Below are 21,634 nucleotides of genomic sequence, written 5' to 3'. Positions count from 1 at the left end.
AGGGTGGACCATGGGCACGTATCCGGACTTCGGGAACACGACCGACTTCGACAACGCCAATCGGGGCTTGATCGACAAGCTCGACCCGCCGGTCATCACCGCGGCGGACGGCCGGGTGGTGTGGGATATCGGCGCCTACGATTTCCTCGACGACCGGTGCCCGCCGACGGCCGACCCGAGCCTGTGGCGCCAGAGCCAGTTGTGCAACATCCAGGGCCTTTTCGAGGTCACCGAGGGCATCTACCAGGTGCGCAACTTCGACCTGTCGAACATGACGATCGTCGAGGGCGACCGGGGCGTGATCGTCATCGACCCGCTCATCTCCGCCGAGACCGCGGCCGCCGCACTCGCGATCTATCGCAAGCATCGCGGTGACCGCCCGGTCACCGGCCTGATCTACACGCATTCGCACGCCGACCACTTCGGCGGCGCGCGCGGCGTCGTGCCCGAAGGGCATCCGAAGGTGCCGATCATCGCCCCGGAGGGCTTCCTCGAGCACGCCGTCAGCGAGAACGTCTACGCGGGCAACGCGATGACCCGGCGCGCGATCTTCATGTACGGCACCGGCCTGGCCAAGGCTCCCGACGGCCAGCTCGGCTGCGGCCTGGGGATGACCACCTCCACCGGCACGGTCACCCTGATCCCGCCGACCGTGGACATCACCCGCACCGGCCAGGAGGAAGTGGTCGACGGCGTCCGCATCCTCTTCCAGCTCACCCCCGGTACCGAGGCACCCGCCGAGATGAACTTCCTGTTCCCGGACCGCCGCGCCCTGTGCATGGCCGAGAACGCCACCCACAACATGCACAACGTGCTCACCCTGCGCGGCGCACTCGTCCGCGACTCGCGGATCTGGTCGAGCTATCTCGACGAAGCCATCGCCCTTTTCGCCGACCGGGCCGATGTCGCCTTCGCCTCCCACCACTGGCCGACCTGGGGCGCCGACAATTGGACCGCATGGCTGGCCGGTCAGCGCGACATGTACGCCTACCTGCACGATCAGACCCTGCGCCTGCTCAACCAGGGTCTCAACGGCCCGGAGATCGCGGAGGTCCTCACCTTCCCGCCCGGCTTGGACGGCATCTGGGCCAACCGCGGCTACTACGGCTCGCTCAGCCACAACGTGAAAGCGATCTACCAGCGCTATCTCGGCTGGTTCGACGGCAATCCGGCGCATCTGTGGGAGCACACCGAGGTGGAGCAGGCCAAGCGCTACGTCGCCGACTACGGCGGTGTCGAGGCGGTCGTGGCCAAGGGGCGGGCGTACGCGGCCGAGGGCGACCACCGGTTCGCGGCGACGCTGCTCAATCACGCCGTCTTCGCCGACCCGGGCAACACGGCGGCCAAGGAAGCGCTGGCCGAGGTCTATCAGACCCTCGGCTACGGCAGCGAGAACGGGACCTGGCGCAACTTCTTCCTGGTCGGCGCGACCGAGCTGCGCAACGGCCCGACCCCGGTCACCCTCGACACCGCCGATCCGCAGATGCTGGCGGCGCTGACGATCGACATGATCATCGACTCGATCGCGATCCGGGTCGACGGCCTGCGCGCCGCCGAATCGGACTTCGTGCTGGACCTGAACCTGACCGACAGCGGCACGGTCACCCGGCTGACCATGTCCAACGGCGCGCTCACCCACCGGACCGCCTCCGAGTACGCGCCCTTGCGCGGTCCCGCCGACCTCACCCTGACGCTGACCAAGGCGCAACTGCTGGCCGGGCTCGGTGGCCAGGGCTTCGCAGGCGTCACGGTCGACGGCGACCAGTCGGTCCTGAAGGCCCTGGTCGGCGTGATCGAGACCCCCGACCCGCGGTTCCCGATCGTCACACCCTGAGACCCAGCTCGGGGTTCATGAACAGCGCCCCCGGCCGCCCAGGGCCGGGGGCGCTGTCGCGCGGGGTCTCAGCCGAGCAGCTGTGCCTTCGCGGCGGCGAACTCGGCATCGGAGAGCGCACCGGCCGAATGCAGGTCGCTCAGCTCCTTCAACTTCCCGACCAGATCGACCGGTGCGGCGGGTGGTGGCGGCGCGGCGTACACCGGGGGCGGCGCGGCATACGCCGGGGGCGGCGGTGCGGCGGCCGCGGGTGGCGGGGCGGCGGTCTGCTGCTCGGCCGAGCGTTTCCTGGCCGCCCGGTTGTTCACGGCGTTGGAGGTGGCGGTCGCGGTGCCGGCGACGACCGCGGTGCGGGCGATCGTGCCCAGGAGTCCCGGCCGTCCGGCGCGGCCCCTTCGTAGTGGCATGCTGGTTCCTCCTCAGCCGGTCGTCGCCGCGGAGACCGCGGACTCGACGACATCGCGCGGCACCTGAACGTGCAGCGTCACCTCACCCCTGGCGTCGCGTACCGCGGCCGCCAGCCGCGCGGCCCAGGTCTGTTCGAAGACCAGGATCACCGCGGTGCTGCCGGGCGCCATCGAGGTGCGCACGACTTCCACGTCGGCCGCGCTGACCAGGTCGATGTCGGCGGCGGTGAGCCCGGTGAGACCCACCTCGACCAGGTCGTCGTCGATCTCCGATTCGGTGATCGTGCCCGCTTCGTCCATCGTCAGCACGATCAGGTCGAGCAGCGTCACCAGGCCGTTTCCGACCACCTCGGCGAGCGCGTCGGCGACGGTCGCGTCGACGGCGGTGCCGGGGAAGGTGAGCACGAGGAAATCGACCGGGCCCAGCGCAGGTGTTGATCCCATGGCCTGATCGTGCGCCGATCCGGCGGCGTCCACCTCACCCGAATCGGGTGAACCGGGGTGGCGCCCGGAGTTCTAGCGTGGAAGCTATGAATGGCATCGTCGTCGTGATCGTCGGAGCGCTGCTGTGCTTCTACGGGATCCGCTCGGTCCACCTGGGCATCCTGGCGATCGGCTTCGGCCTCGGCTGGATGATCGCCGACCTGTTCAACGCCTCGCTGGCGTGGCTGGTGCTGGTCGGCTTGATCGGCGCGGTGTCGTCGTGGGTGGTGACCTCGCTGGTGTTCCGCTTCGCGTCGTATTTCATCGGCGGCCTGACCGGCGCGATGATCGGCACCAAGTTGGCGACGGTCCTGCAGCCGGGCGACAAGAACGTCGCGCTGAGCATGATCGTCGCGCTGGCCATGTGCGTGGCAGGCGCGTTCCTGGCCGAGAAGTTCCGCGCCCGCGCGCTGCTGTGGCTGACCTCGATCGGCGGCGCCAGCATGGTGGTCAGCGGCCTGGGCCGGATGAGCGATTCGCTGGCGTTCCTGCGCGATCCCGAGCCCGGCTGGCAGCAGGTGACCTCCGTGCTGGCCTGGATCGGGCTGGCGCTGCTCGGCTGGATCACCCAGCGGCACCTGTTCGCCGAGAAGCTCGGGATCCAGCACCTGGCCGGCGGCGACGACGAGATCGATCAGAGCAAACGCAACGGTGGCTGGCCCACCCGCTAGCGGCTACTCGACCGGCGCCTGCAGCGCGGGGAACCAGACGTCGGTGAGCACGGTGGCGGCCTTCTCTGCCGTGACGTCGATGACGCCCTGCATGGCCCACCGGGTGAAGAACCGCTCGAGCTGGGCGACGAGCAGTTCGATCCGCAGCCGGGCCTCGTCGCGGCGCTGTTCGGGCCAGCGGGCGAGGTAGGCGGGCATGCTGTCGGCCAGCGTCATGATCCCCTCGCGGGCGACCGCGCGGAACTCCGGTTCGAGCGCGGTGGCCTCGTCCCAGGCCGGGAGCATGTCCTTGTTGGTGAGGAACCAGTAGATCGCGCGGGTCATCCACTCCTCGAACGCCGCCCTGGAGCCGGTGGTGAGCACCCGGTCCAGGTCGGCGTAGAACTCCCGGACGCTGGTCAGCGTGCCCTCGTTGGCGATCGCTCGCAGCACCTCGCTCTTGCTCGTGAAGTGCAGGTAGAACGTGGCCCGGCTACAGCCGACGGCGGCGACGATGTCGTCGACCCGGACCGCGGAGTAACCCTCGGTCTCGAACAGTGAGCGCGCGGTTTCCACGATCTTGTTCCTGGTGAGGCGCTTCTGTTCCTCGCGCAGGGAGCCGCGGCGCGCAGCGGGTTCGGTCGGCATGCGGCTCATCTTAGACGATCCGCCCATTCACTAGACACCATGTCTAGCGAGCCGCTACGCTGTGGTTCACGTCACTCGGCGCGGTCATCGGTGACCGCGCTGTTCAGGAGTTGTGCATGAATACACGCGAATTGCCCCGGGTATGCGTCATCGGCGCCGGACCCTCGGGGATCACCGTCGCCAAAAGGCTGGCCGAGAACGGAATTCCGTTCGACTGCTACGAGGCGTCCGACGAAGTCGGCGGCAACTGGTACTACAAGAACCCCAACGGGATGTCGGCCTGCTATCAGAGTCTGCACATCGACACCTCGAAGTACCGCCTGCAGTTCGAGGACTTCCCGGCGCCCGAGGAATGGCCGCACTTCCCGCACCATTCCCAGCTGCTGCAGTACTTCAAGGACTACGTCGACCATTTCGAGCTGCGTGACCACATCCGGTTCAACACCCTGGTCACCGCCGCCGAGCGCGACGACGCCGGGCTCTGGCGGGTGACCACCGCGGCGGGCGACACCGAGGTCTACGACGCGCTGATCGTGTGCAACGGCCACCACTGGAATCCCCGATTCCCCGACTATCCGGGCGAATTCGACGGCGTGCTGATGCACAGCCACGCCTACAACGACCCGTTCGATCCGGTCGACATGCGCGGCAAGCGGGTCGTGGTGGTGGGGATGGGCAATTCCGGGCTCGATATCGCCTCGGAACTGTCCCAGCGATTCATCGCGGAGAAGCTGTTCGTCTCGGCTCGCCGCGGTGTCTGGGTCCTGCCCAAGTACGTGAACGGCGAAGTCGGCGACCGGCGTTCGATGCCGTCCTGGATTCCGGCGAAGGTGGCGCTGAAACTCAAGCAGCGATTCGTCCGCAAGAATCGCGGCGACATGCGCAACTACGGCCTGCCGGCGCCCGACCACGAGCCGTTCGAGGCGCACCCGTCGGCGAGCGAGGAATTCCTGCACCGGGCCGGCTGCGGCGACGTGGAATGCAAGCCCGCGATCACCCGCTTGGACGGCGACACCGTACATTTCGCCGACGGCAGCAGCGAACAGATCGACGTGATCGTGTGCGCCACCGGCTATCACATCAGTTTCCCGTTCCTCACCGACGCCGCGCTGGTCCCCGACGCCGCCAACCGGTTCCCGTTGTTCCAGATGATGCACAAGCCCGGCGTGGACAATCTGTTCTATCTCGGCCTGGCCCAGCCGATGCCGACGCTGGTGAACTTCGCCGAGCAGCAGAGCAAGCTGGTCGCCGCGTACCTGACCGGCCGCTACCACCTGCCGCCGCGCGCGGAGATCGATACGGTGTTGCGCGAGCAGGAATCCCGGCGCACCGGTCGCTACTACGACTCGCCCCGGCACACCATCCAGATCGAATTCGAGCCGTATGTGCGCGCGATGACCAAGGAGATGGCGCGCGGTGCGAAACGCGCCGCCGCGGCGGGCAATACGCTGCCGGTGCCCGCGCGCGCGACCACCGGGGTGCTCCGATGAGCGCCGCCGGCTTCTGTCGCGACGAATTCGCCGGTGTGCGCGCCGCTTTCGACGGGGAGCTCGACGCGGGCTCCGAAGTCGGCGCGGCACTGTGTGTCACCGTGGACGGTGATCCGGTCCTGGATCTCTGGGGCGGCTACCGCGATCCGGACAGGACCATGCCGTGGGGTGCCGACACCTTGGTCAACGTCTTCTCGGTGACCAAGACGATGACCGCCCTGTGCGCGCTGCTGCTGGTCGACCGCGGCGAGCTCGACCTCGACGCGCGGGTGGCCGCCTACTGGCCGGAGTTCGCGGCCAATGGCAAGGACGCCATCCTGGTCCGGCACCTGCTCTCGCACACCTCGGGCGTGTCCGGCTGGGAGAAGCCGATCGAGCTGTCCGACATCTACGACACCGAGGCCGCCGCCGCCCGGCTGGCGACCCAGGCGCCCTGGTGGGAGCCCGGCACCGCGTCGGGCTATCACGCCATCAACTACGGCCATCTCATCGGTGAGCTGGTGCGCCGCATCACCGGTCGCTCGCTGGGTCGCTTCTTCGCCGAGGAACTGGCGGGCCCGCTGGGCGCCGACTTCCACATCGGCACCGGCCCCGAGCACGCCGACCGGATCGCCACCCTGATCCCGCCGGAGCTGCCCGAGTTCGACCTGTCGACCCTCGACCAGGACAGCGTGCTGATCAAGACGCTCACCAGTCCCTGGCTCGAGATCGGCGAGACGGCGACGCCGCAGTGGCGGGCGGCCGAGATCGGCGGCACCAACGGACACGGCAACGCGCGCTCGGTGGCCCGGATCCAGTCGTTGCTCACCACCGCGGGTGAGCTCAGCGGCAGGCGGTTCCTCTCGCCCGCCACCATCGATCTGATCTTCCGCGAGCAGGCCGACGGCATCGACCTGGCGCTGCTGACTCCGCTGCGTTTCGGCATCGGCTACGGGCTGCCCCGGCCGCAGACCTTCCCGCACATTCCCGACGGCCGGGTGTGCTGGTGGGCGGGCTACGGCGGCTCGATGGTCGTCAACGACCTGGATCGCCGGATCACCTTCGCCTACACCATGAATCGGATGGCGACCGGCCTGATCGGCTCCGATCGCTGCGACCGGTACCTGAAGGCCACCTTCGACGCGGTGGGGGAGCTGCGATGACGATGCGCGTCATGCAGCTGACCGCGCCCGGCACCCTGGAGCTGCGGACGGTGCCGGTGCCCGATCTCGGACCCGACGATCTGCTCCTGCGGGTCGGTGCGGCCGGGATCTGCCACTCGGATTCGTTCGTGCTGAGCCTGCCGTTCCCGATGAGCGAGCAGCCGCTCACCCTCGGTCACGAGATCGCGGGCACCATCGAGGCGGTCGGGTCGCGGGTGGCGGGCCGCCGGGTCGGCGAGCGCGGGCTCGTCTACCTGTGCTGGTCCTGTGGCGAGTGCCGGGAGTGCCTGCACGGCAACGAGAACGTCTGTCTGGCGGCGGGGCGTACGGCCATGCCGCCGTGCCCCGGCCTCGGCCCCGACGGCGGCATGGCCGAGTACGTGCGGATCCCGGTGCGCTCGTTCGTCCCGATCGGCGACATGGATTTCGCGCAGGCTGCCCCGCTGGCCGACGCGGCGCTCACCCCGATGCACGCCATCCGCGGCGCGCTGGATCAGCTGTGGCCGGGCGCGACCGCGGTCGCGATCGGCATCGGCGGCCTCGGCCACGTCGCCGTCCAACTGCTGAAGGCGCTCACCGAGACCAGGGTGATCGCGGTCGACGTCGATCCCGACAAGCTGGCCCTGGCCACCGCCTGCGGCGCCGACATCGCGCTGACCGCCGGAGACGACACCGCGGCCACCATTCTCGAGCTCACCGGCGGACGCGGCGCCGAGGCGGTGTTCGACTTCGTCGGCGCCGACGCCACGGCCGAGCTGGCCGTGCGAACCGTCGCGCCCAACGGCGCCTACCGGATGGTGGGTCTGGCCGGTGGCATCCCCGGCATCGACTCCGGTCCGGCCGGTGGCCCCGGCCTGCCCTGGGGTGCCACGGTGCGTAAGTCCTACGGCGGCACCAGAAGCGACCTCGTCGACGTCATCGCGCTGGCCGCCGCGGGCAAGGTCCGCGCCGAGGTCGAACGCTTCGACCTCGCCGATGCCCGCACCGCCTTCGACCGGCTCGACGCGGGTGCGATCCGCGGACGCGCCGTCCTCATTCCCTGATGGAGAACAAGACCATGACCGATGTAGTGGACCCACAGGAATTCGTGGCCAAGGTCGCCGCGGGCCTGACCGCGCCCGGCGCGCCCTTCGAACTGACCGTCGAACCGGTGCTCGGCGTGCCGATTCCGGTGCTGGCGCACCGCCGCCGCAGCCTGCGCGAACTGCTCGAACACTCGCTGGGCTGGGGGGAGCGTGACTACCTGATCACCGAGGACCGGCGGCTGTCCTTCACCGAGCACGCCGCGGCGGCGGGCGCGCTGGCCACCGCGCTGGCGACCCGCTACGGCGTCGGCAAGGGCGACCGGGTCGGCATCCTGGCCGCCAACGGCCCGGACTGGGTGATCGCCTTCTGGGCCGCGCAGTGCCTGGGCGCCATCCCGGTCGGCTACAACGCCTGGTGGGCGCCGCCGGAGATCGCCTACGGGCTCGAGCACACCGCGCCCACCGTGGTGATCGCCGACGCGAAGCGGGCCGCGCTGCTGGCCGAGACCGGCACCGACATCCCGGTCCTCACCATGGACGACGACCTGCCCGCCCTGATCACCGAGTTCGGCGGCGGCGAGATCCCGAATACGCCGGTGGGCGAAGACGATCCGGCCGTGATCCTCTACACCAGCGGCACCAGCGGCAGGCCCAAGGGCGTGGTGCACTCGCAGCGGAACATGGTGGCGATCAGCGACTATCACCGCTTCACCGACGCGATGCTCGCCGCGTTCGCCGGTCAGCCGCCCAGCGACGCGCCGAGCGATCGCCGCTACCTGGTCACCGCGCCGCTGTTCCACATCGCCAGCCTGCACAACCTGGTCATTCCCCGGCTGGTGACCGGCGCGGCCGCGGTGTTCCCGCACGGCGCGTTCGAGGTCGGCCGGGTGCTGAACCTGGTCGAGCGCGAGCGGGTCACCAACTGGGCCGCCGTGCCGACCATGGCCTCGCGGCTGCTGGATCACGATGTCTCCCAGCACGATCTGTCCTCGCTGGGCGCGCTGTCGCTCAATTCGGCGCCGTCCTCGCCCGCGCTGCTGGCCAGCCTGCGCGAGAAGATCCCGTCCCTGCAGTTCGCGCTGACCACCAGCTACGGGCTCACCGAGAGCGGCACCGCCGCGACGGTGGCCACGCCGCTGGATCTGGTCGCCGACGACGCCTCGGTCGGCAGGCCGATCTTCGGGGTGGCGGTGGAGATCCGCGACGCCGAGGGCGCGGTCGTGCCCGACGGCGAGGAGGGCGAGATCTGCATCCGCAGCCCGTACGTGATGCTCGGCTACTGGAACGACGAGGCCGCGACCGCCAAGGCCATCGACAGTGCACGCTGGCTGCGCTCGGGCGATTTCGGCACTGTCACCGACGGCAGGCTCACCGTGTCCGGCCGGCGCACCGACCTGATCCTGCGCGGCGGCGAGAACGTCTACCCCACCGAGATCGAGAACGTGCTGTCCGAGCATCCCGCCGTCGCCGAGTGCGCGGTCTTCGGCGTCGCCCATCCCGATCTCGGCCAGGAGGTGGCGGCCGTGGTGGTCGCCGAGCCCGGCGCGGTCGAGCCGGACGAACTGCGCGACTTCGTCGCCGCGCGGCTCGCCTACTTCAAGGTGCCCGCCCGATGGCGGTTCACCACCGAAGCCCTGCCGCGCAACGCGACAGGCAAAGTCACCCGACGCGATCTCGCGCTGTAAGAGGGAACGGTTATGTTCGACAGCATCATCAAGGGCGGCCGCTGGTTCGACGGCACCGGGGCCGCGTCCGCCATCCGCCACCTCGGCATCAAGGACGGCAAGGTCGCCGAGATCTCGGCGACGCCACTCGACGAGACCGGCTGCGCCCGGGTCGTCGACGCCACCGGCAAGTGGGTCGTGCCCGGCATGATCGACATCCACACCCACTACGACGTCGAGGTACTGCTCGATCCGTCGCTGTCGGAATCGGTGCGCCACGGGGTGACCACCGTGCTGCTCGGTTCGTGCTCGCTGTCGACGGTGCACGTCGACGGCGAGATCGCCGGTGACCTGTTCGGCCGGGTCGAGGCGATTCCGCGCCCCCACGTGGTGCGCGCGGTGGAGGAGACCAAGTCCTGGCACAGCGCGGCCGAATACGCCGCCGCCCTCGACACCTTGCCACTGGGACCCAACGTGGCGAGCTTCATCGGGCACTCCGACATCAGGTCCGCGGTGATGGGCTTGGACCGGGCGACCCGCAAGGACGTCGAGCCCAGTGACATCGAACTCGCCGCGATGGCCACCAAGCTGACCGAGGCGCTCGACGCCGGCTTCGTCGGGATGTCCTCGCAGCGGCTGCTGTTCGACAAACTCGACGGCGAAATGTGCCGCTCACGCACGCTGCCCTCCACGTATTCGACCCGGGCCGAACGCAAGACACTCAACACCATCCTGCGGACTCGCGGTCGCGCACTCCAGGGCGGGCCCGACGTCAACCGGGCCGACACGATGATCGCGATGGCGGCGAGCAGCATCGGCCTGTGGCGCAAGCCGCTGAAGGTGAGCCTGCTCTCCGCCGCCGACATCAAGGCGATTCCCGGTGTGGCCAAGGTGTTTCCGCTGCTGGCCCGCGCGATCAACGCGCTGAAGGGCGACTTCCGGTGGCAGCACCTGCCGGTGCCGTTCGAGGTCTACTCCGACGGCATCGACCTGCCGATCTTCGAGGAATTCGGTTCCGGCGCGGCGGCACTACACCTGTCGAACCACATCGACGAGCAGCGCCACCTCATGCAGGACGAGCAGTACCGGCGCCGGTTCCGCAAGGACTACGACCAGAAGTACGGTCCCCGGGTCTGGCACCGCGATTTCTTCGACGCCGACATCGTCGAGTGCCCCGACCCCACCGTCGTCGGCAAGACCTTCGGCCAGGTCGGCCTCGATCGCGGCGGCGTGCACCCGGTCGACGCCTTCCTCGACCTGGTCGTCGAGCACGGATCGAAGCTGCGCTGGCGCACCACCATCTCCAACCACCGGCCCGCGGTGCTCGATGTCCTCGCCGCCGATCCCGGAATCCAGCTCGGCTTCTCCGACGCGGGCGCGCACCTGCGCAACATGGCCTTCTACAACTTCGGCCTGCGCCTGCTGCGGCGGGTCGCCGACGCGGAGCGCGCGGGCGCCCCGTTCATGACGATCGAGCACGCGGTGCACCGGATCACCGGCGAGCTGGCCGACTGGTACGGGCTCGACGCGGGTCATCTGCGGGTCGGCGACCGCGCCGACGCTGTCGTCATCGACCCGGCCCACCTCGACGACAGCCTCGACGCCTACGCGGAGAATCCGATCCCGGAGTTCGACAACCTGCCGCGCATGGTCAACCGCAACGACGAGACCGTGACCGCGGTGTTCGTCGGCGGGCGGTACGTGTTCGGCGCGGGTAGCAAGGATCCCGTGCTCGGCACCGAGCGCGTCGGCCGGTTCCTGCGCGCCGGGTAGCCGGCGCGACCGCCCACCGAATCGCCCGTGGGGCGGGCCGGTGGGCTGTCCGCGTTCCTCGATCTGGGACAGTCGAGGCAAGTCCGGGTTGTCGACCCCGGGACGCTCCAGCGAGAGGATCGCCATGTCGAACGCGAAACGGATCACCTGGGGCAAGCCACGTCGGCCCAGCGACGCAGATCGCGACGCCCTGCGCGAGGACCTGCTGAGCAAGGCCCGCGCCGTACGCTCCGACGGCTGGTCGGCCCACCGCGAGACCTGGCCCGCGGGCCAGGTAGCCGTCGTCGCCTACCTGCTCGGCGACACCGAGGTCCTCACCGGACTCGACGAGACCGACAAGACCGTCCTGAGCCGCTTCGCCGCCGACCTCTTCGGCTTCACCGGCGGCCGCAAGGACAACGAGAAGGGCCTCGTCGACACCCAGGCCTGGTTCGACGCCGTCCGCGCAACTCTGGGCCCCACTTCGTCCTGAGCTGAGAACAAGCCCACGCCGCGCGTCCACAGCGCTCCGTGACCGGTGCCGCAGTGCTGGGCATCGACCATCTCGCCGCGACGGCCGCCAACCCCGATGGTCCGTTCGCCGGCGTCGGCCGTGAGGACACGGATGCGTGCTGTACGCCCCCTACGGTGCCGTGGCCTCGGCCAGGTGGAGGGTGATGGGGAACGGCAGGGTCAGGTCGAGGGTGTCATGGTATATCCCGGTCGGTGCGTACTGACCGGTGGCCGGGTCCAGTTCGAAGACGTAGACGACAGCGCGCCCGTCGACGTTCTCGACGCGCCAGAAGTGCGGGATGCCTGCGTCCGCGTAGAGCACCGGCTTGCGCTTGCGGTCGCGGATGATCGAGTCCGGGGAGACGACCTCGATCGCGAGAAGCACGTCCTGTGGTTCGTAGGTCGTTTGTTCGAGGCCGGTGCTCGCCGCCGCATCGACGATCATGATGTCGGGCTCCGGTCGCTGCCGTGCGGACAGCGTCACGGTCATTTCCCGACGCACGTGGAGATGGCGTGGAGCCTGCGCTTTGAGACTGTCGCGAAGGTAGTCGATGACCAGCATGTGAAACGCCATCTGCGGCTCCCGAAGACGAGGCTCCCGTCGATCAGCTCGGTGTGCGGGGGAAGGCCGGTCAGACGATCCAGATCGGTCCCCTCGCTAGTTGGTGTTCCAGCTGACCGGACCAGTATGGCGCTGGCCCGGGTCAGGGGGTACGAGCGAGCGAATCCGGGCCCTACCAGCGGTCGGGGGTGACCGGGGCGTCCCAGGCCTTGGCGAAGCGGGTCTTGTCCTTGGTGTCGACTTCCTTGCGGCGGTAGACGATGTAGGGGCGGGTGAGGTAGCCGATGGGGGCGCTGAACATGTGCACCAGGCGGGTGTACGGCCAGGCCGCGACCAGGGCCAGCACGACCAGGCCGTGCAGCTGGAAGGTCCACGGGACACCGACCATCAGCCCCGGTTCCGGGTTGATGGTGAACAGGCTGCGGAACCAGGGGGAGACGGTCTCGCGGTAGTTGTAGGTGCCCCAGAGCAGGTTGGAACCCCAGGTGTTGAGCAGACCGGTGACCAGGGCCAGCGTCAGCAGGGTGTACATCATGATGTCGTTGCGGCTGGTCGCCTTGCGCACGGCGGGAACGACGATGCGGCGGTAGCAGAGGATGGCGACACCGGCCACCACCATCAGCCCGGCGACCGAACCCGCGCCCACCGCGACGAGGTGGTAGGCGTGTTCGGAGATGCCGAGCGCGCTGGTCCACGACTCGGGGATCAGCAGACCCATCACGTGCCCGCCGAACACCCCGAGCATGCCGAAGTGGAACAGCGGGCTGCCCAGTTGCAGCAGCTTGGACTCGTAGATCTGCGAGGACCGGGTGGTCCAGCCGAACTGGTCGAACCGGTAGCGCCAGATGTGGCCGAGCACGAAGGACGTGGCGGCGATATAGGGCAGGATCAGCCACAGGCCTTCGGGGAGCGGGATGGTGGCGTTCATCGGCGGCCTTCCGTGGCGTCGAACAACGAGGGGTCCATGGCGAAGGGTTCCAGCCCGACTTCCTCTTCGGGCGGCCCCTGCGCGGCGAGCTCGGCGATGCGGCGCCGGTCGGCGGTGGTCACCGGCGGCAGCGTCGTCAGCACCGCGGCCAGCACGCCGCTGTAGGGCGAGTCGTTGTCGCCCAAGGACAGTCGCAGCAGCTCCATGACCGGAACGTGCTCGCCGAGCAGGCGCTCACCGCCGATCGGGTCGACGGTGGCGGCGAACTCCAGCAGTACCGGCAGGTGGTCGGGCAGTTCCTCGTCACCGAGTTCCACCCCCGCCTGCCGGTAGGCATGCTTGAACCGCAGCAGCGCCATGCCGCGCTTGCGGGTGTCGCCGTAGGCGTAGAAGGTCAGATGCAGGCTGGCCCGGCGGCGCATGTCGAAGGTCTCGACATAGCTCTGTGCCACCTCGATCGAGGGCGTCTCCCGCAGGTAGGTCAGCACCGCGTCGAAGTGCGCCCGCACCTTGGCGGGCAATTCGGCCGCGGCCGTGGACATCTGGTCCAGCAGCGCCAGCGTCGACTCACCGGGGTAGTCCAGCAGCAGCGCGGCCAGCCGCCACACGACCCGCCGATCGTGCTCGGGCATGGCGGTGACCGGCTGGGGTCGCTTGCGGATCGAGAGCAGACTCATTGCGCCGCACCGCTGACCGTGGAGTCGGCCACGGCAGCGCCGTTGCTGCCGTTGCCGTTGCTCCCTGCGTCGGCGCCGTTGCCGTTCGCGGTGGGCGCAAGCTTGTCGCCGCTCGGCACGAGCCCGCTGGTGCTGCGGCCGTCCCAGTTGAGCAGGTTGATCCGGCCCGACTTCTCCTCGGGCGCGGCCTGATTGGTGTCGGCCAGCGAGAACTTCTCCACCACCTGGTCGAACGCGGTCATGCCGGGTCCGCCGTCGGTGTCGAGGCTGCATCCGGTGGCCAGCGAATCCAGTTCGTGCGCACGGGAGGTCGCCCCGGAGGGGATCACGTAGCGGTGCTCGTACTTGGCGATCGCGAGCAGCCGGTACATGGCCTCGATCTCCTCGGGCTCGAGCCCGATCGACGGCGCGATACCGGGCTCGGGCTCCTCGCCGAGGTTGACCGAGCGCATGAACGCGCGCATGCCGGCCAGCCGTTGCAGCGAGGCGCGCACCGGCCCGATCTCCCCGGCGGTGAACAGCTCGGCCAGGTATTCGATCGGGATGCGCAGCGCGTCGATGGCGCCGAACAGGTTGCCCGCGTCCTCACCGTCGTGCCCGGTCTCGCTGAGCACGTCGACCACGGGCGACAGCGGCGGCACGTACCAGACCATCGGCATGGTGCGGTATTCCGGATGCAGTGGCAGCGCCAGCTGGTAGTCCACGATCAGCTTGTAGACCGGCGAATCCTGTGCCGCCTGAATCCATTCCGGCGAGATGCCGGCCTTCTCGGCCTCGGCGATCACGCGCGGGTCGTGCGGGTTGAGGAACACCCCGAGCTGGGACGGGTAGAGGTCCTTGTCGTCGGTCACCGACGCCGCCTCGAGCACCGCGTCGGCGTCGTAGAGCATCACGCCGATGTAGCGCAGCCGCCCGACGCAGGTCTCCGAGCACACGGTCGGGATGCCGACCTCCACGCGCGGGTAGCAGAAGGTGCACTTCTCCGCCTTGCCCGTCTTGTGGTTGAAGTAGATCTTCTTGTACGGGCAGCCGGTGATGCACTGGCGCCAGCCACGGCACTTGTCCTGGTCGACCAGGACGATGCCGTCCTCCTCGCGCTTGTAGATCGCTCCCGACGGGCACGACGCGGCGCACGACGGGTTCAGGCAGTGCTCGCAGATGCGCGGCAGGTAGAACATGAAGGTCTCTTCGAACTCCAGTTTCACCTTGTCCTCGAGCTTGCCGAGCAAGGGGTCCTTGCCGACCGCTTCGGGACCGGAACCGAGGTCGTCGTCCCAGTTGGCGCCCCAGGTGACCTTGGTGTCCTCGCCGGTGATCAGCGACTTCGGCCGCGCGACCGGAGTGGTGTCGGTGGGCGGGGAGGCCAGCAGGTTGTCGTAGTCGTAGCTCCACGGCTCGTAGTAGTCCTCGACCGTGGGCAGGTCCGGGTTGGCGAAGATGTTCATCAGGCGCTTGAACCGCGAGCCCGACTTCAGCGACAGCTTGCCACGCTTGTTCAGCGTCCAGCCGCCCTTCCACTTCTCCTGATCCTGGTACTGGCGCGGATAACCCTGTCCCGGACGGGTTTCCACATTGTTGAACCAGACGTACTCGGTGCCGCCGCGGTTGGTCCACGCCTGCTTACAGGTGACGCTGCAGGTGTGGCAGCCGATGCACTTGTCCAGGTTCATGACCATGGCGAGCTGAGCCATTACGCGCATGATTAGTACTCCACGTTCTGGTTGCGTCGGCGAATTGTCGTGACCTCGTCACGCTGGTTTCCGGTGGGGCCGTGGTAGTTCAGCGCGAAGGACTGCTGGGCGTAGCCGCCGATCAGGTGCGACGGCTTGATCAGCACCCGGGTCAGCGCGTTGTGGATACCGCCGCGCTTGCCCTTGGCTTCCTTGGTCGTGGTCTCGGTGCCCTCGATGCGCGGCACGTCCACCGCGCGGTCCTGCGCGTGGTACATGAAGACCGTGCCCTCGGGCATGCGGTGCGAGACGATGGCGCGGGCGACGACGATGCCGTTGCGGTTGATCGCCTCGATCCAATCGTTGTCGGCGACACCGATCTTGGCGGCGTCGCGGTCCGACATCCAGATCGTCTGACCGCCGCGCGAGAGCGTCAGCATGTGCAGGTTGTCCTGGTAGGCCGAGTGGATGGACCACTTGGAGTGCGGCGTCAGGTACCGCACGGTCACCCCGCCACCGGCGACATTGCCGATCGACGGTTCGGCGAACAGCGCGGTCATGTCCAGCGGCGGCCGGAAGATCGGCAGTTGCTCGCCGAGTTCGATCATCCAGTCGTGATCGAGGTAGAAGTGCTGGCGCCCGGTGAGGGTGTGCCACGGCTTGAGTCGCTCGACGTTGATGGTGAACGGCGAGTACCGGCGGCCACCGCTCTCACTGCCCGACCACTCCGGCGAGGTGATCACCGGGACCGGCCTGGCCTGGGTGTCGGCGAAGGTGATCTGCTTGCCCTCGGCCTCGGCCGCGAGATCGGCCAGCTTGGTGCCGGTGCGGCGCTCGAGCTGGTGGAAGCCCTCGACCGCGAGGCGGCCGTTGGTGGTGCCCGACAGCGCCAGGATGGTCTCGGCGGCGAAGGTGTCCTTGGCCAGCGACGGCCGCCCGGCCGCGATGCCGGAGACGACGGTGCCGTTCTTGCCCGCGAGGTATGCCACCTCTTTGTCCGGGTAGGTGGTGATGCCCTTGGTGGTCACACCCAGGGTGTCGACCAGCGGGCCCAGTGCCGCGAGCTTCTCCGCGATCTTGGTGTAGTCGCGTTCGATTTCGACGATCTTGGGCATGGTCTTGCCCGGAATCGGCTCGCACTCACCGGCTTTCCAGTCCAGCACCTTGCCGCCGGCCTGCGCGAGCGCGTCGGGGGAGTCGTGCTGCAACGGCACCGCGACGATGTCCTTGCGGGTGCCCAGGTGCTTCTCGGCCAGCCAGGAGAAACCGCGCGCGATCCGGTGGAACGCCTCGAAGTCGGTCTTGGCCTCCCACGGCGGGGAGATGGCGGGGGAGAACGCGTGCACGAACGGGTGCATGTCGGTGGAGGACAGGTCGTGCTTCTCGTACCAGGTGGCGGCCGGCAGCACGATATCGGCGAACAGCGTGGTGCTGGTCATGCGGAAGTCCAGCGCCAGCAGCAGATCCAGCTTGCCCTCCGCGCCCTCCTCCCGCCATTCCAGTTCCTGTGGCCGCACGCCGGTGGCGTCGGTGGTCTGCAGGTTGGAGCCGCAGCCGAGCAGGTGCTTCTGGAAGTACTCGTTGCCCTTGCCCGAGGAGCCGAGCAGGTTGGCCCGCCACACGGTGAGCACGCGCGGGAAGTTCTCGGGAGCGTCGGGGTCTTCACAGGCGAACCGCAGGTCACCGGACTTGAGCTGGGAGACGACGTGGTCGGCGGCGGTGGTGCCCGCGGCGGCGGCCTCGTCGCTGAGGTCGAGCGGGTTGCGGTTGAAGGTCGGGTAGCTCGGCATCCAGCCGAGCCTGCTGGCCAGCGCGATGTTGTCGGCGGCGGTGCGGCCCGCGAACTTGCCCTTGCCCAGCGGCGAGGCGAAGGCGTCGGAGGTGAACGGGTCGTAGCGCCATTGGTCGTTGGTCAGGTACCAGAACACGGTGCCCTGCATCTGGCGCGGCGGCCGCTGCCAGTCCGAGGCCGACGCCAGCGTGGCCCAGCCGGTGACGGGACGGCACTTCTCCTGGCCGACATAGTGGGCCCAGCCGCCGCCGTTCTTGCCCTGGCAGCCGGTGAGCAGCGTCAGGGTGAAGAACGCGCGGTAGATCTGATCGGAGTGGAACCAGTGGTTGGTACCCGCGCCCATCAGGATCATCGAGCGACCGCCGGAACGCTCGGCGTTGTCGGCGAACTCGCGACCGATGCGCGCGGCCTGCACGGCGGGCACACCGGTGATGGTCTCCTGCCAGGCCGGGGTGTACGGCGACTCGGCGTCGTCGTAGCCCTTGGCCCACTGGCCGGGCAGACCCTCGCGGCCGAGGCCGTACTGGGCCAGCAGCAGGTCGAACACCGTCGTGACCCGCTTGCCCGCGACGATCTTGGTCGGCACGCCGCGGATGATCGACTCGGCGGAGTCGGTGTCGAAGCGCGGCAGCGCGATCTCGGCGGGCGCGTCGCCCGAGTGGCCGAGCAGGGTGAGCAGCGGGTCGACACCCTCGAGATCGAGGTTCCACTTGCCCGCGTCGCCCTCGCCGAAGCGATGGCCGAGCGAACCGTTGGGCACGACCGGGTTCCCGGCCTGGTCCAGCAGCACCGGCTTGTGCTCGACGCCCTCGCCGGTCTGGCCCAGGTCGGCGGCGGTGAGGAACTTGCCGGGCAGCGCGCCGCCCTGGCCGTCCGCCTCGTCGAGGCAGATCAGGAAGGGCAGGTCGGTGTAGGACTTGATGTAGTTCAGAAAGCTCGGCGTCTGCTTCTCGAGGAAGAACTCCTTGAGCACCACGTGGCCCATGGCCATCGCCAGCGCCGCGTCGGTGCCCGGTCGCGCCGCGACCCACTCGTCGGCGAACTTGGTGTTGTCGGCGTAGTCGGGGGAGACCACCACGACCTTCTGGCCGCGGTAACGCGCCTCGGTCATGTAGTGCGCGTCGGGCGTGCGGGTCACCGGGACGTTGGAGCCCCACATGATCAGGTAGCCCGCGTCGAACCAGTCGGCCGACTCCGGCACGTCGGTCTGATCGCCGAAGACCTGCGGCGAGGCCACCGGCAGGTCGGCGTACCAGTCGTAGAACGAGAGCATGTAGCCGCCGATGAGCGATACGAACCGGGCGCCGGTGGCGTGGCTGACCATCGACATCGCGGGAATCGGCGAGAAGCCGGCCACGCGGTCGGGTCCGTACTGCTTGATCGTGTAGACGTGCGCGGCCGCGGCGATCTCGGCGGCCTCCCACCACTCGGCCCGGACGAAACCGCCCTTACCGCGCGCGGTCTTGTAGGCCTTGGCCTTGGCCGGGTCCTCGACGATCGACTCCCACGCCAGCACCGGGTCCTTGAGCTCGGCCTTGGCCTTGCGGTACAGGTCGAGCAGCGTGCCGCGCACGTACGGGTAGCGCACCCGGGCGGGGGAGTAGGTGTACCAGGAGAACGACGCGCCACGCGGACAGCCGCGCGGTTCGTATTCCGGCTTGTCCGAGCCCACCGAGGGGTAGTCGGTCTGCTGCGACTCCCAGGTGATCACGCCGTCCTTGACGTAGATCTTCCAGGAGCACGAACCGGTGCAGTTCACGCCGTGGGTGGAGCGCACCACCTTGTCGTGCGACCAGCGGTCGCGGTAGAACGCGTCGGCGTCGCGACCGCCGACCTTGTACACCGACCGGTTGTCCGGCGAGACCTCACCGCGCTGAAAGTATTTACCGAGGTTCAGCAACGTGTCGCCGATATCGGTGGGCGACGGACCATGAGTGCGCGAATTAACCACGACGCCCCCTTCGAGCTGTGCTTTCGGGCTGATAGGGGCAACTGTAAAGAGACCGGGTGCTCCGGCAAAACGAACTTTTCACATCCTCGGTGACCCCTCGGTGAGCTGTGAGGTCGGCGAAATCTCGTGGTCACGGACGCGGCTCGGGCGGCGGCGCGCGATTCGGGGCCGACCTGGGTCAACGGGCGGCGACCTGGCTGAACGGGAGTCGCGCGGAGCCTGTTCCCGGGCCCGCGGTGATGCTTCGGAAACCGCTGGTTCTCGGGCGGTTTACATTTGTTTACACATCCGGCGGGCTCGCTGAACAGGGAAGATGTGACGGCCCGCACACTGCGCGGGGGTTGTCGCGGCGGAGTCGGCGCCCGTGCGGGAGGGGTGGATCGAGGTCGCTCGCGCGTCGACTGGCGTGCGGCGGCGAAGTCTATAGCACTGCTGTACGGAAAGAATTCGAATCCTTTTATTTCGCCTCGGCCCTTGGTGTTTCGTGATCGCGCCCACAGTTGCCGGTCGGTAACTACCCAATAGACAACGCGTCAATATAAAGAAACGGCAACTTTTCCGTTCGGCGATTGGTTCGAGGTTGAAACGTCATCCAGGATGGGGCGGTGCAGACAGGGAGGGTTGGGGTGCTACCGAAGTCATCGTCCGACGGGCCGGCTGGTCCGCCGAAGCCGCCGACACTCGGCGGGTTGCTGCGGCGACTGCGCGACGATCGGCGGATTTCCCGGGAAAAACTGGCTTTCGCGGCCGGTGTCAGCTCGAGCTACATCACGCATCTGGAGAGCGGGGACCGGGACCGGCCGACGCAGGCCGTCGTCGAGGCGTTGGTGCGCTACCTCGACCGGATCACCCCGGTGACCGACATCGAGCGCAGGCATCTGTTCGATCTGGCCGGGCTCGCTCCCGTGGACAATCCGTCGGTCGACGACCTGCGCGCCGAGATCAACGCCGAGATGCGCCGGACGCTGGCCCTCCAGGAGCCGAACCTGGCGGCCTATGTCGACACGCGCTGGAATGTGCTGGCGGGCAACGACTCCTATCATCGCGCGTTCCCCGGCTTGGTCGAGGACGTGAACATCCTGCGCTGGTTCTTCGGCAACCCGCTCTCGCGCAAGGTGATGGTGGAATGGGAGAAGGAGTCGACCCTGACCGTGCACTGGCTGCGCGGTCTGATCGGTCAGCAGGGTGGCGGTGAGTGGGCGGCGGAGCTGCTCGACGAGCTCGCCCAGTACCAGGACTTCCGGCGGATCTGGGACGACGGCGACACCGTCTACGGCCGCGAGCACACCGCCATGCGGCTGTGTGATCTGAACACCGGCGAGTACTACACCGTCGACGTCCAGCTCTTCCGCCTCGACTCGGTGGCCTACCCCGGCCGCATCCAGTACTACCTGGCGGTGCGGGAACCCGACGGCGCCTAGATGCCGGCGACGGCGACCGGTGCCGCGGTGTGTGGTGTGCAGGTGGTGACCAGCTCGATCAGTGCGGCGGCGACGTCGTCGGGGTGGGTCACGGGGGCTCCGTGACCCGCGCCGGGCACCGTCTGCACGCCGCGTGCCCCGGGGAGTCCCGCCGCCAGCCGCGCGCATTTCTCGGCGGTGCTGCTGTGGTCGTATTCGCCGCGCAGGACGAGCGCGGGCACGGTGATCTCGCCGAGCCGCTCGAGCACGGAATCCCGATCGATCAGGCACCGGGCCGCCGGATGCAGGGCCGTGCGATCGTGGGTCAGCCAGCGGGTGATCCACCAGCGCCAGATATCCGGGCGATCGCCCCCGATCAATTGGGGCGCCAATTCTTCGGCCAGTGGCACCAATTCCGCGGTGCCGCACCATTCGTCGAAGAATTCTTCGTAGTAGGTTTCGTCGGCCCGGGTGCACGCGCCCGCCTCGGTGTCGAGCAGGGCGAGTCCGCTGACCCGTCCCGGCGCGAGCAGCGCCATCCGTAAGGCGGCGTATCCGCCCTGGCTCATTCCGCCGACCACCGCGGTTTCGACGCCGACCGCGTCGAGCACGCGCAGACCGTCCTCGGCCAGGTCCCAGTAGTCGAAGCGCGGGTCGGCGCCGTAGCCGGTCCGGCCGTGACCGCGGGCGTCCCAGGCGATGACGTTGATGCCGTTGTGCGCCAATATGGTTCGAATCGGATCGAACATGGATTCGTCCATCAGGAATCCGTGGGCGAGCAGCAGGGTGGGCCCGCGAACCGCGCCGGTACGGAAATGGATGTTCACCGAGTCGGAGTGCACATAAGGCATGTTCGAAACATACAAGTGCTGACGACCATTTCGCCCCGCCGTCAGAAATGTGGTCACCGCCGGTTCTGTGAATTCACTGGCGAGTGTATGTACCTCGAGGGGGTGTGCCGATTTACCGCCTGCTATGGACACATGTGTTCACGGCCGATTGGATCGAAGGACAACGACGTACGGCTCGATCAGAGAATTTCGGGG

The 21,634-nt window shown here is 68.5% G+C and carries 18 protein-coding genes; 9 read left to right on the top strand and 9 right to left on the bottom strand.

Annotated elements, in window-relative coordinates; genetic code table 11:
* Positions 1 to 10 precede the first annotated feature (10 nt).
* The gene (locus tag Q7X29_RS27885; RefSeq protein WP_316575859.1) at positions 11 to 1,834 is read left to right on the top strand and encodes an alkyl/aryl-sulfatase; all 1,824 of its coding nucleotides are present in this window, start codon (positions 11 to 13) and stop codon (positions 1,832 to 1,834) included.
* Between the two features lie 68 nt (positions 1,835 to 1,902).
* Here Q7X29_RS27885 and Q7X29_RS27880 read toward each other — a convergent pair whose 3' ends face one another.
* The gene (locus Q7X29_RS27880) at positions 1,903 to 2,241 is read right to left on the bottom strand and encodes an SHOCT domain-containing protein (RefSeq protein ID WP_316575858.1); all 339 of its coding nucleotides are present in this window, start codon (positions 2,239 to 2,241) and stop codon (positions 1,903 to 1,905) included.
* A 12-nt stretch (positions 2,242 to 2,253) separates the two neighbouring features.
* Complete coding sequence (locus tag Q7X29_RS27875; RefSeq protein ID WP_218718011.1) at positions 2,254 to 2,685, bottom strand: DUF6325 family protein; 432 nt, start codon at positions 2,683 to 2,685, stop codon at positions 2,254 to 2,256.
* 86 nt (positions 2,686 to 2,771) lie between these two features.
* Here Q7X29_RS27875 and Q7X29_RS27870 point away from each other — a divergent pair, with 86 nt between their 5' ends.
* Positions 2,772 to 3,395 carry a TMEM198/TM7SF3 family protein gene (locus tag Q7X29_RS27870; RefSeq protein WP_218718010.1) on the top strand — a complete coding sequence of 208 codons (624 nt, stop codon included), beginning with the start codon at positions 2,772 to 2,774 and terminating at the stop codon, positions 3,393 to 3,395.
* 3 nt (positions 3,396 to 3,398) lie between these two features.
* Here Q7X29_RS27870 and Q7X29_RS27865 read toward each other — a convergent pair whose 3' ends face one another.
* Positions 3,399 to 4,022 carry a TetR/AcrR family transcriptional regulator gene (locus Q7X29_RS27865; protein ID WP_316575857.1) on the bottom strand — a complete coding sequence of 208 codons (624 nt, stop codon included), beginning with the start codon at positions 4,020 to 4,022 and terminating at the stop codon, positions 3,399 to 3,401.
* A 116-nt stretch (positions 4,023 to 4,138) separates the two neighbouring features.
* On the opposite strand from Q7X29_RS27865, the gene Q7X29_RS27860 reads away from it, so the two are divergent.
* The 6 genes from Q7X29_RS27860 (at position 4,139) to Q7X29_RS27835 (ending at position 11,588) form a co-directional block, all read left to right on the top strand.
* A complete protein-coding gene (locus Q7X29_RS27860; RefSeq protein WP_218718008.1) occupies positions 4,139 to 5,512 on the top strand; it encodes a flavin-containing monooxygenase in 1,374 nt (457 codons plus the stop codon).
* Positions 5,509 to 6,654, top strand: a complete 1,146-nt coding sequence (locus tag Q7X29_RS27855) for a serine hydrolase domain-containing protein (RefSeq protein ID WP_316575856.1) — start codon at positions 5,509 to 5,511, stop codon at positions 6,652 to 6,654. Before Q7X29_RS27860 ends, Q7X29_RS27855 begins: the two co-directional genes overlap by 4 nt.
* A 2-nt stretch (positions 6,655 to 6,656) precedes the next feature.
* On the top strand, positions 6,657 to 7,697 hold the full coding sequence (locus Q7X29_RS27850; RefSeq protein ID WP_316576355.1) for an NAD(P)-dependent alcohol dehydrogenase: 1,041 nt from the start codon (positions 6,657 to 6,659) through the stop codon (positions 7,695 to 7,697).
* A 14-nt stretch (positions 7,698 to 7,711) separates the two neighbouring features.
* On the top strand, positions 7,712 to 9,364 hold the full coding sequence (locus Q7X29_RS27845; RefSeq protein WP_218718006.1) for a class I adenylate-forming enzyme family protein: 1,653 nt from the start codon (positions 7,712 to 7,714) through the stop codon (positions 9,362 to 9,364).
* A gap of 12 nt (positions 9,365 to 9,376) precedes the next feature.
* On the top strand, positions 9,377 to 11,116 hold the full coding sequence (locus Q7X29_RS27840; protein WP_316575855.1) for an N-acyl-D-amino-acid deacylase family protein: 1,740 nt from the start codon (positions 9,377 to 9,379) through the stop codon (positions 11,114 to 11,116).
* Between the two features lie 124 nt (positions 11,117 to 11,240).
* Positions 11,241 to 11,588 carry a hypothetical protein gene (locus Q7X29_RS27835; protein WP_218718004.1) on the top strand — a complete coding sequence of 116 codons (348 nt, stop codon included), beginning with the start codon at positions 11,241 to 11,243 and terminating at the stop codon, positions 11,586 to 11,588.
* A gap of 150 nt (positions 11,589 to 11,738) precedes the next feature.
* Here Q7X29_RS27835 and Q7X29_RS27830 read toward each other — a convergent pair whose 3' ends face one another.
* The 5 genes from Q7X29_RS27830 to Q7X29_RS27810 form a co-directional block, all read right to left on the bottom strand.
* Complete coding sequence (locus Q7X29_RS27830) at positions 11,739 to 12,182, bottom strand: Uma2 family endonuclease (protein ID WP_316575854.1); 444 nt, start codon at positions 12,180 to 12,182, stop codon at positions 11,739 to 11,741.
* A 160-nt stretch (positions 12,183 to 12,342) separates the two neighbouring features.
* Positions 12,343 to 13,098: a respiratory nitrate reductase subunit gamma gene (gene narI, locus Q7X29_RS27825; RefSeq protein WP_218718003.1), complete on the bottom strand. Its 756-nt coding sequence runs from the start codon at positions 13,096 to 13,098 to the stop codon at positions 12,343 to 12,345.
* Positions 13,095 to 13,775 (bottom strand): nitrate reductase molybdenum cofactor assembly chaperone, encoded by a 681-nt coding sequence (gene narJ, locus Q7X29_RS27820; protein ID WP_316575853.1) that lies wholly within the window; start codon positions 13,773 to 13,775, stop codon positions 13,095 to 13,097. Before narJ ends, narI begins: the two co-directional genes overlap by 4 nt.
* The gene (narH, locus tag Q7X29_RS27815; RefSeq protein ID WP_218718001.1) at positions 13,772 to 15,466 is read right to left on the bottom strand and encodes a nitrate reductase subunit beta; all 1,695 of its coding nucleotides are present in this window, start codon (positions 15,464 to 15,466) and stop codon (positions 13,772 to 13,774) included. The genes narJ and narH overlap by 4 nt, the downstream gene beginning before the upstream one ends.
* Positions 15,467 to 15,477: 11 nt before the next feature.
* Positions 15,478 to 19,188 (bottom strand): nitrate reductase subunit alpha, encoded by a 3,711-nt coding sequence (locus Q7X29_RS27810; protein WP_316575852.1) that lies wholly within the window; start codon positions 19,186 to 19,188, stop codon positions 15,478 to 15,480.
* A gap of 689 nt (positions 19,189 to 19,877) precedes the next feature.
* On the opposite strand from Q7X29_RS27810, the gene Q7X29_RS27805 reads away from it, so the two are divergent.
* Entirely contained in the window at positions 19,878 to 20,609 is a 732-nt protein-coding gene (locus Q7X29_RS27805; RefSeq protein ID WP_316575851.1) for a helix-turn-helix transcriptional regulator, read from the top strand.
* Here the strand turns inward: Q7X29_RS27805 and Q7X29_RS27800 are convergent.
* On the bottom strand, positions 20,606 to 21,439 hold the full coding sequence (locus tag Q7X29_RS27800) for an alpha/beta fold hydrolase (protein ID WP_218717998.1): 834 nt from the start codon (positions 21,437 to 21,439) through the stop codon (positions 20,606 to 20,608). The two genes, Q7X29_RS27805 and Q7X29_RS27800, sit on opposite strands and share 4 nt — an antisense overlap.
* Between the last annotated feature and the right edge of the window lie 195 nt (positions 21,440 to 21,634).

This window comes from Nocardia canadensis (assembly GCF_032656385.1).
Taxonomy (GTDB): Bacteria; Actinomycetota; Actinomycetes; order Mycobacteriales; family Mycobacteriaceae; genus Nocardia; species Nocardia canadensis.
Note: the sequence above shows the minus strand (reverse complement) of the source record. Positions and strands in the feature narration are given on the sequence as shown.

Coding starts and splice junctions, on each gene's coding strand:
- Q7X29_RS27885 (WP_316575859.1), top strand. CDS start 11: ATGGGCACGTATCCGGACTTCGGGAACACGACCGACTTCGACAACGCC.
- Q7X29_RS27880 (WP_316575858.1), bottom strand. CDS start 2,241: ATGCCACTACGAAGGGGCCGCGCCGGACGGCCGGGACTCCTGGGCACG.
- Q7X29_RS27875 (WP_218718011.1), bottom strand. CDS start 2,685: ATGGGATCAACACCTGCGCTGGGCCCGGTCGATTTCCTCGTGCTCACC.
- Q7X29_RS27870 (WP_218718010.1), top strand. CDS start 2,772: ATGAATGGCATCGTCGTCGTGATCGTCGGAGCGCTGCTGTGCTTCTAC.
- Q7X29_RS27865 (WP_316575857.1), bottom strand. CDS start 4,022: ATGCCGACCGAACCCGCTGCGCGCCGCGGCTCCCTGCGCGAGGAACAG.
- Q7X29_RS27860 (WP_218718008.1), top strand. CDS start 4,139: ATGAATACACGCGAATTGCCCCGGGTATGCGTCATCGGCGCCGGACCC.
- Q7X29_RS27855 (WP_316575856.1), top strand. CDS start 5,509: ATGAGCGCCGCCGGCTTCTGTCGCGACGAATTCGCCGGTGTGCGCGCC.
- Q7X29_RS27850 (WP_316576355.1), top strand. CDS start 6,657: ATGCGCGTCATGCAGCTGACCGCGCCCGGCACCCTGGAGCTGCGGACG.
- Q7X29_RS27845 (WP_218718006.1), top strand. CDS start 7,712: ATGACCGATGTAGTGGACCCACAGGAATTCGTGGCCAAGGTCGCCGCG.
- Q7X29_RS27840 (WP_316575855.1), top strand. CDS start 9,377: ATGTTCGACAGCATCATCAAGGGCGGCCGCTGGTTCGACGGCACCGGG.
- Q7X29_RS27835 (WP_218718004.1), top strand. CDS start 11,241: ATGTCGAACGCGAAACGGATCACCTGGGGCAAGCCACGTCGGCCCAGC.
- Q7X29_RS27830 (WP_316575854.1), bottom strand. CDS start 12,182: ATGGCGTTTCACATGCTGGTCATCGACTACCTTCGCGACAGTCTCAAA.
- narI (WP_218718003.1), bottom strand. CDS start 13,098: ATGAACGCCACCATCCCGCTCCCCGAAGGCCTGTGGCTGATCCTGCCC.
- narJ (WP_316575853.1), bottom strand. CDS start 13,775: ATGAGTCTGCTCTCGATCCGCAAGCGACCCCAGCCGGTCACCGCCATG.
- narH (WP_218718001.1), bottom strand. CDS start 15,466: ATGGCTCAGCTCGCCATGGTCATGAACCTGGACAAGTGCATCGGCTGC.
- Q7X29_RS27800 (WP_218717998.1), bottom strand. CDS start 21,439: ATGCCTTATGTGCACTCCGACTCGGTGAACATCCATTTCCGTACCGGC.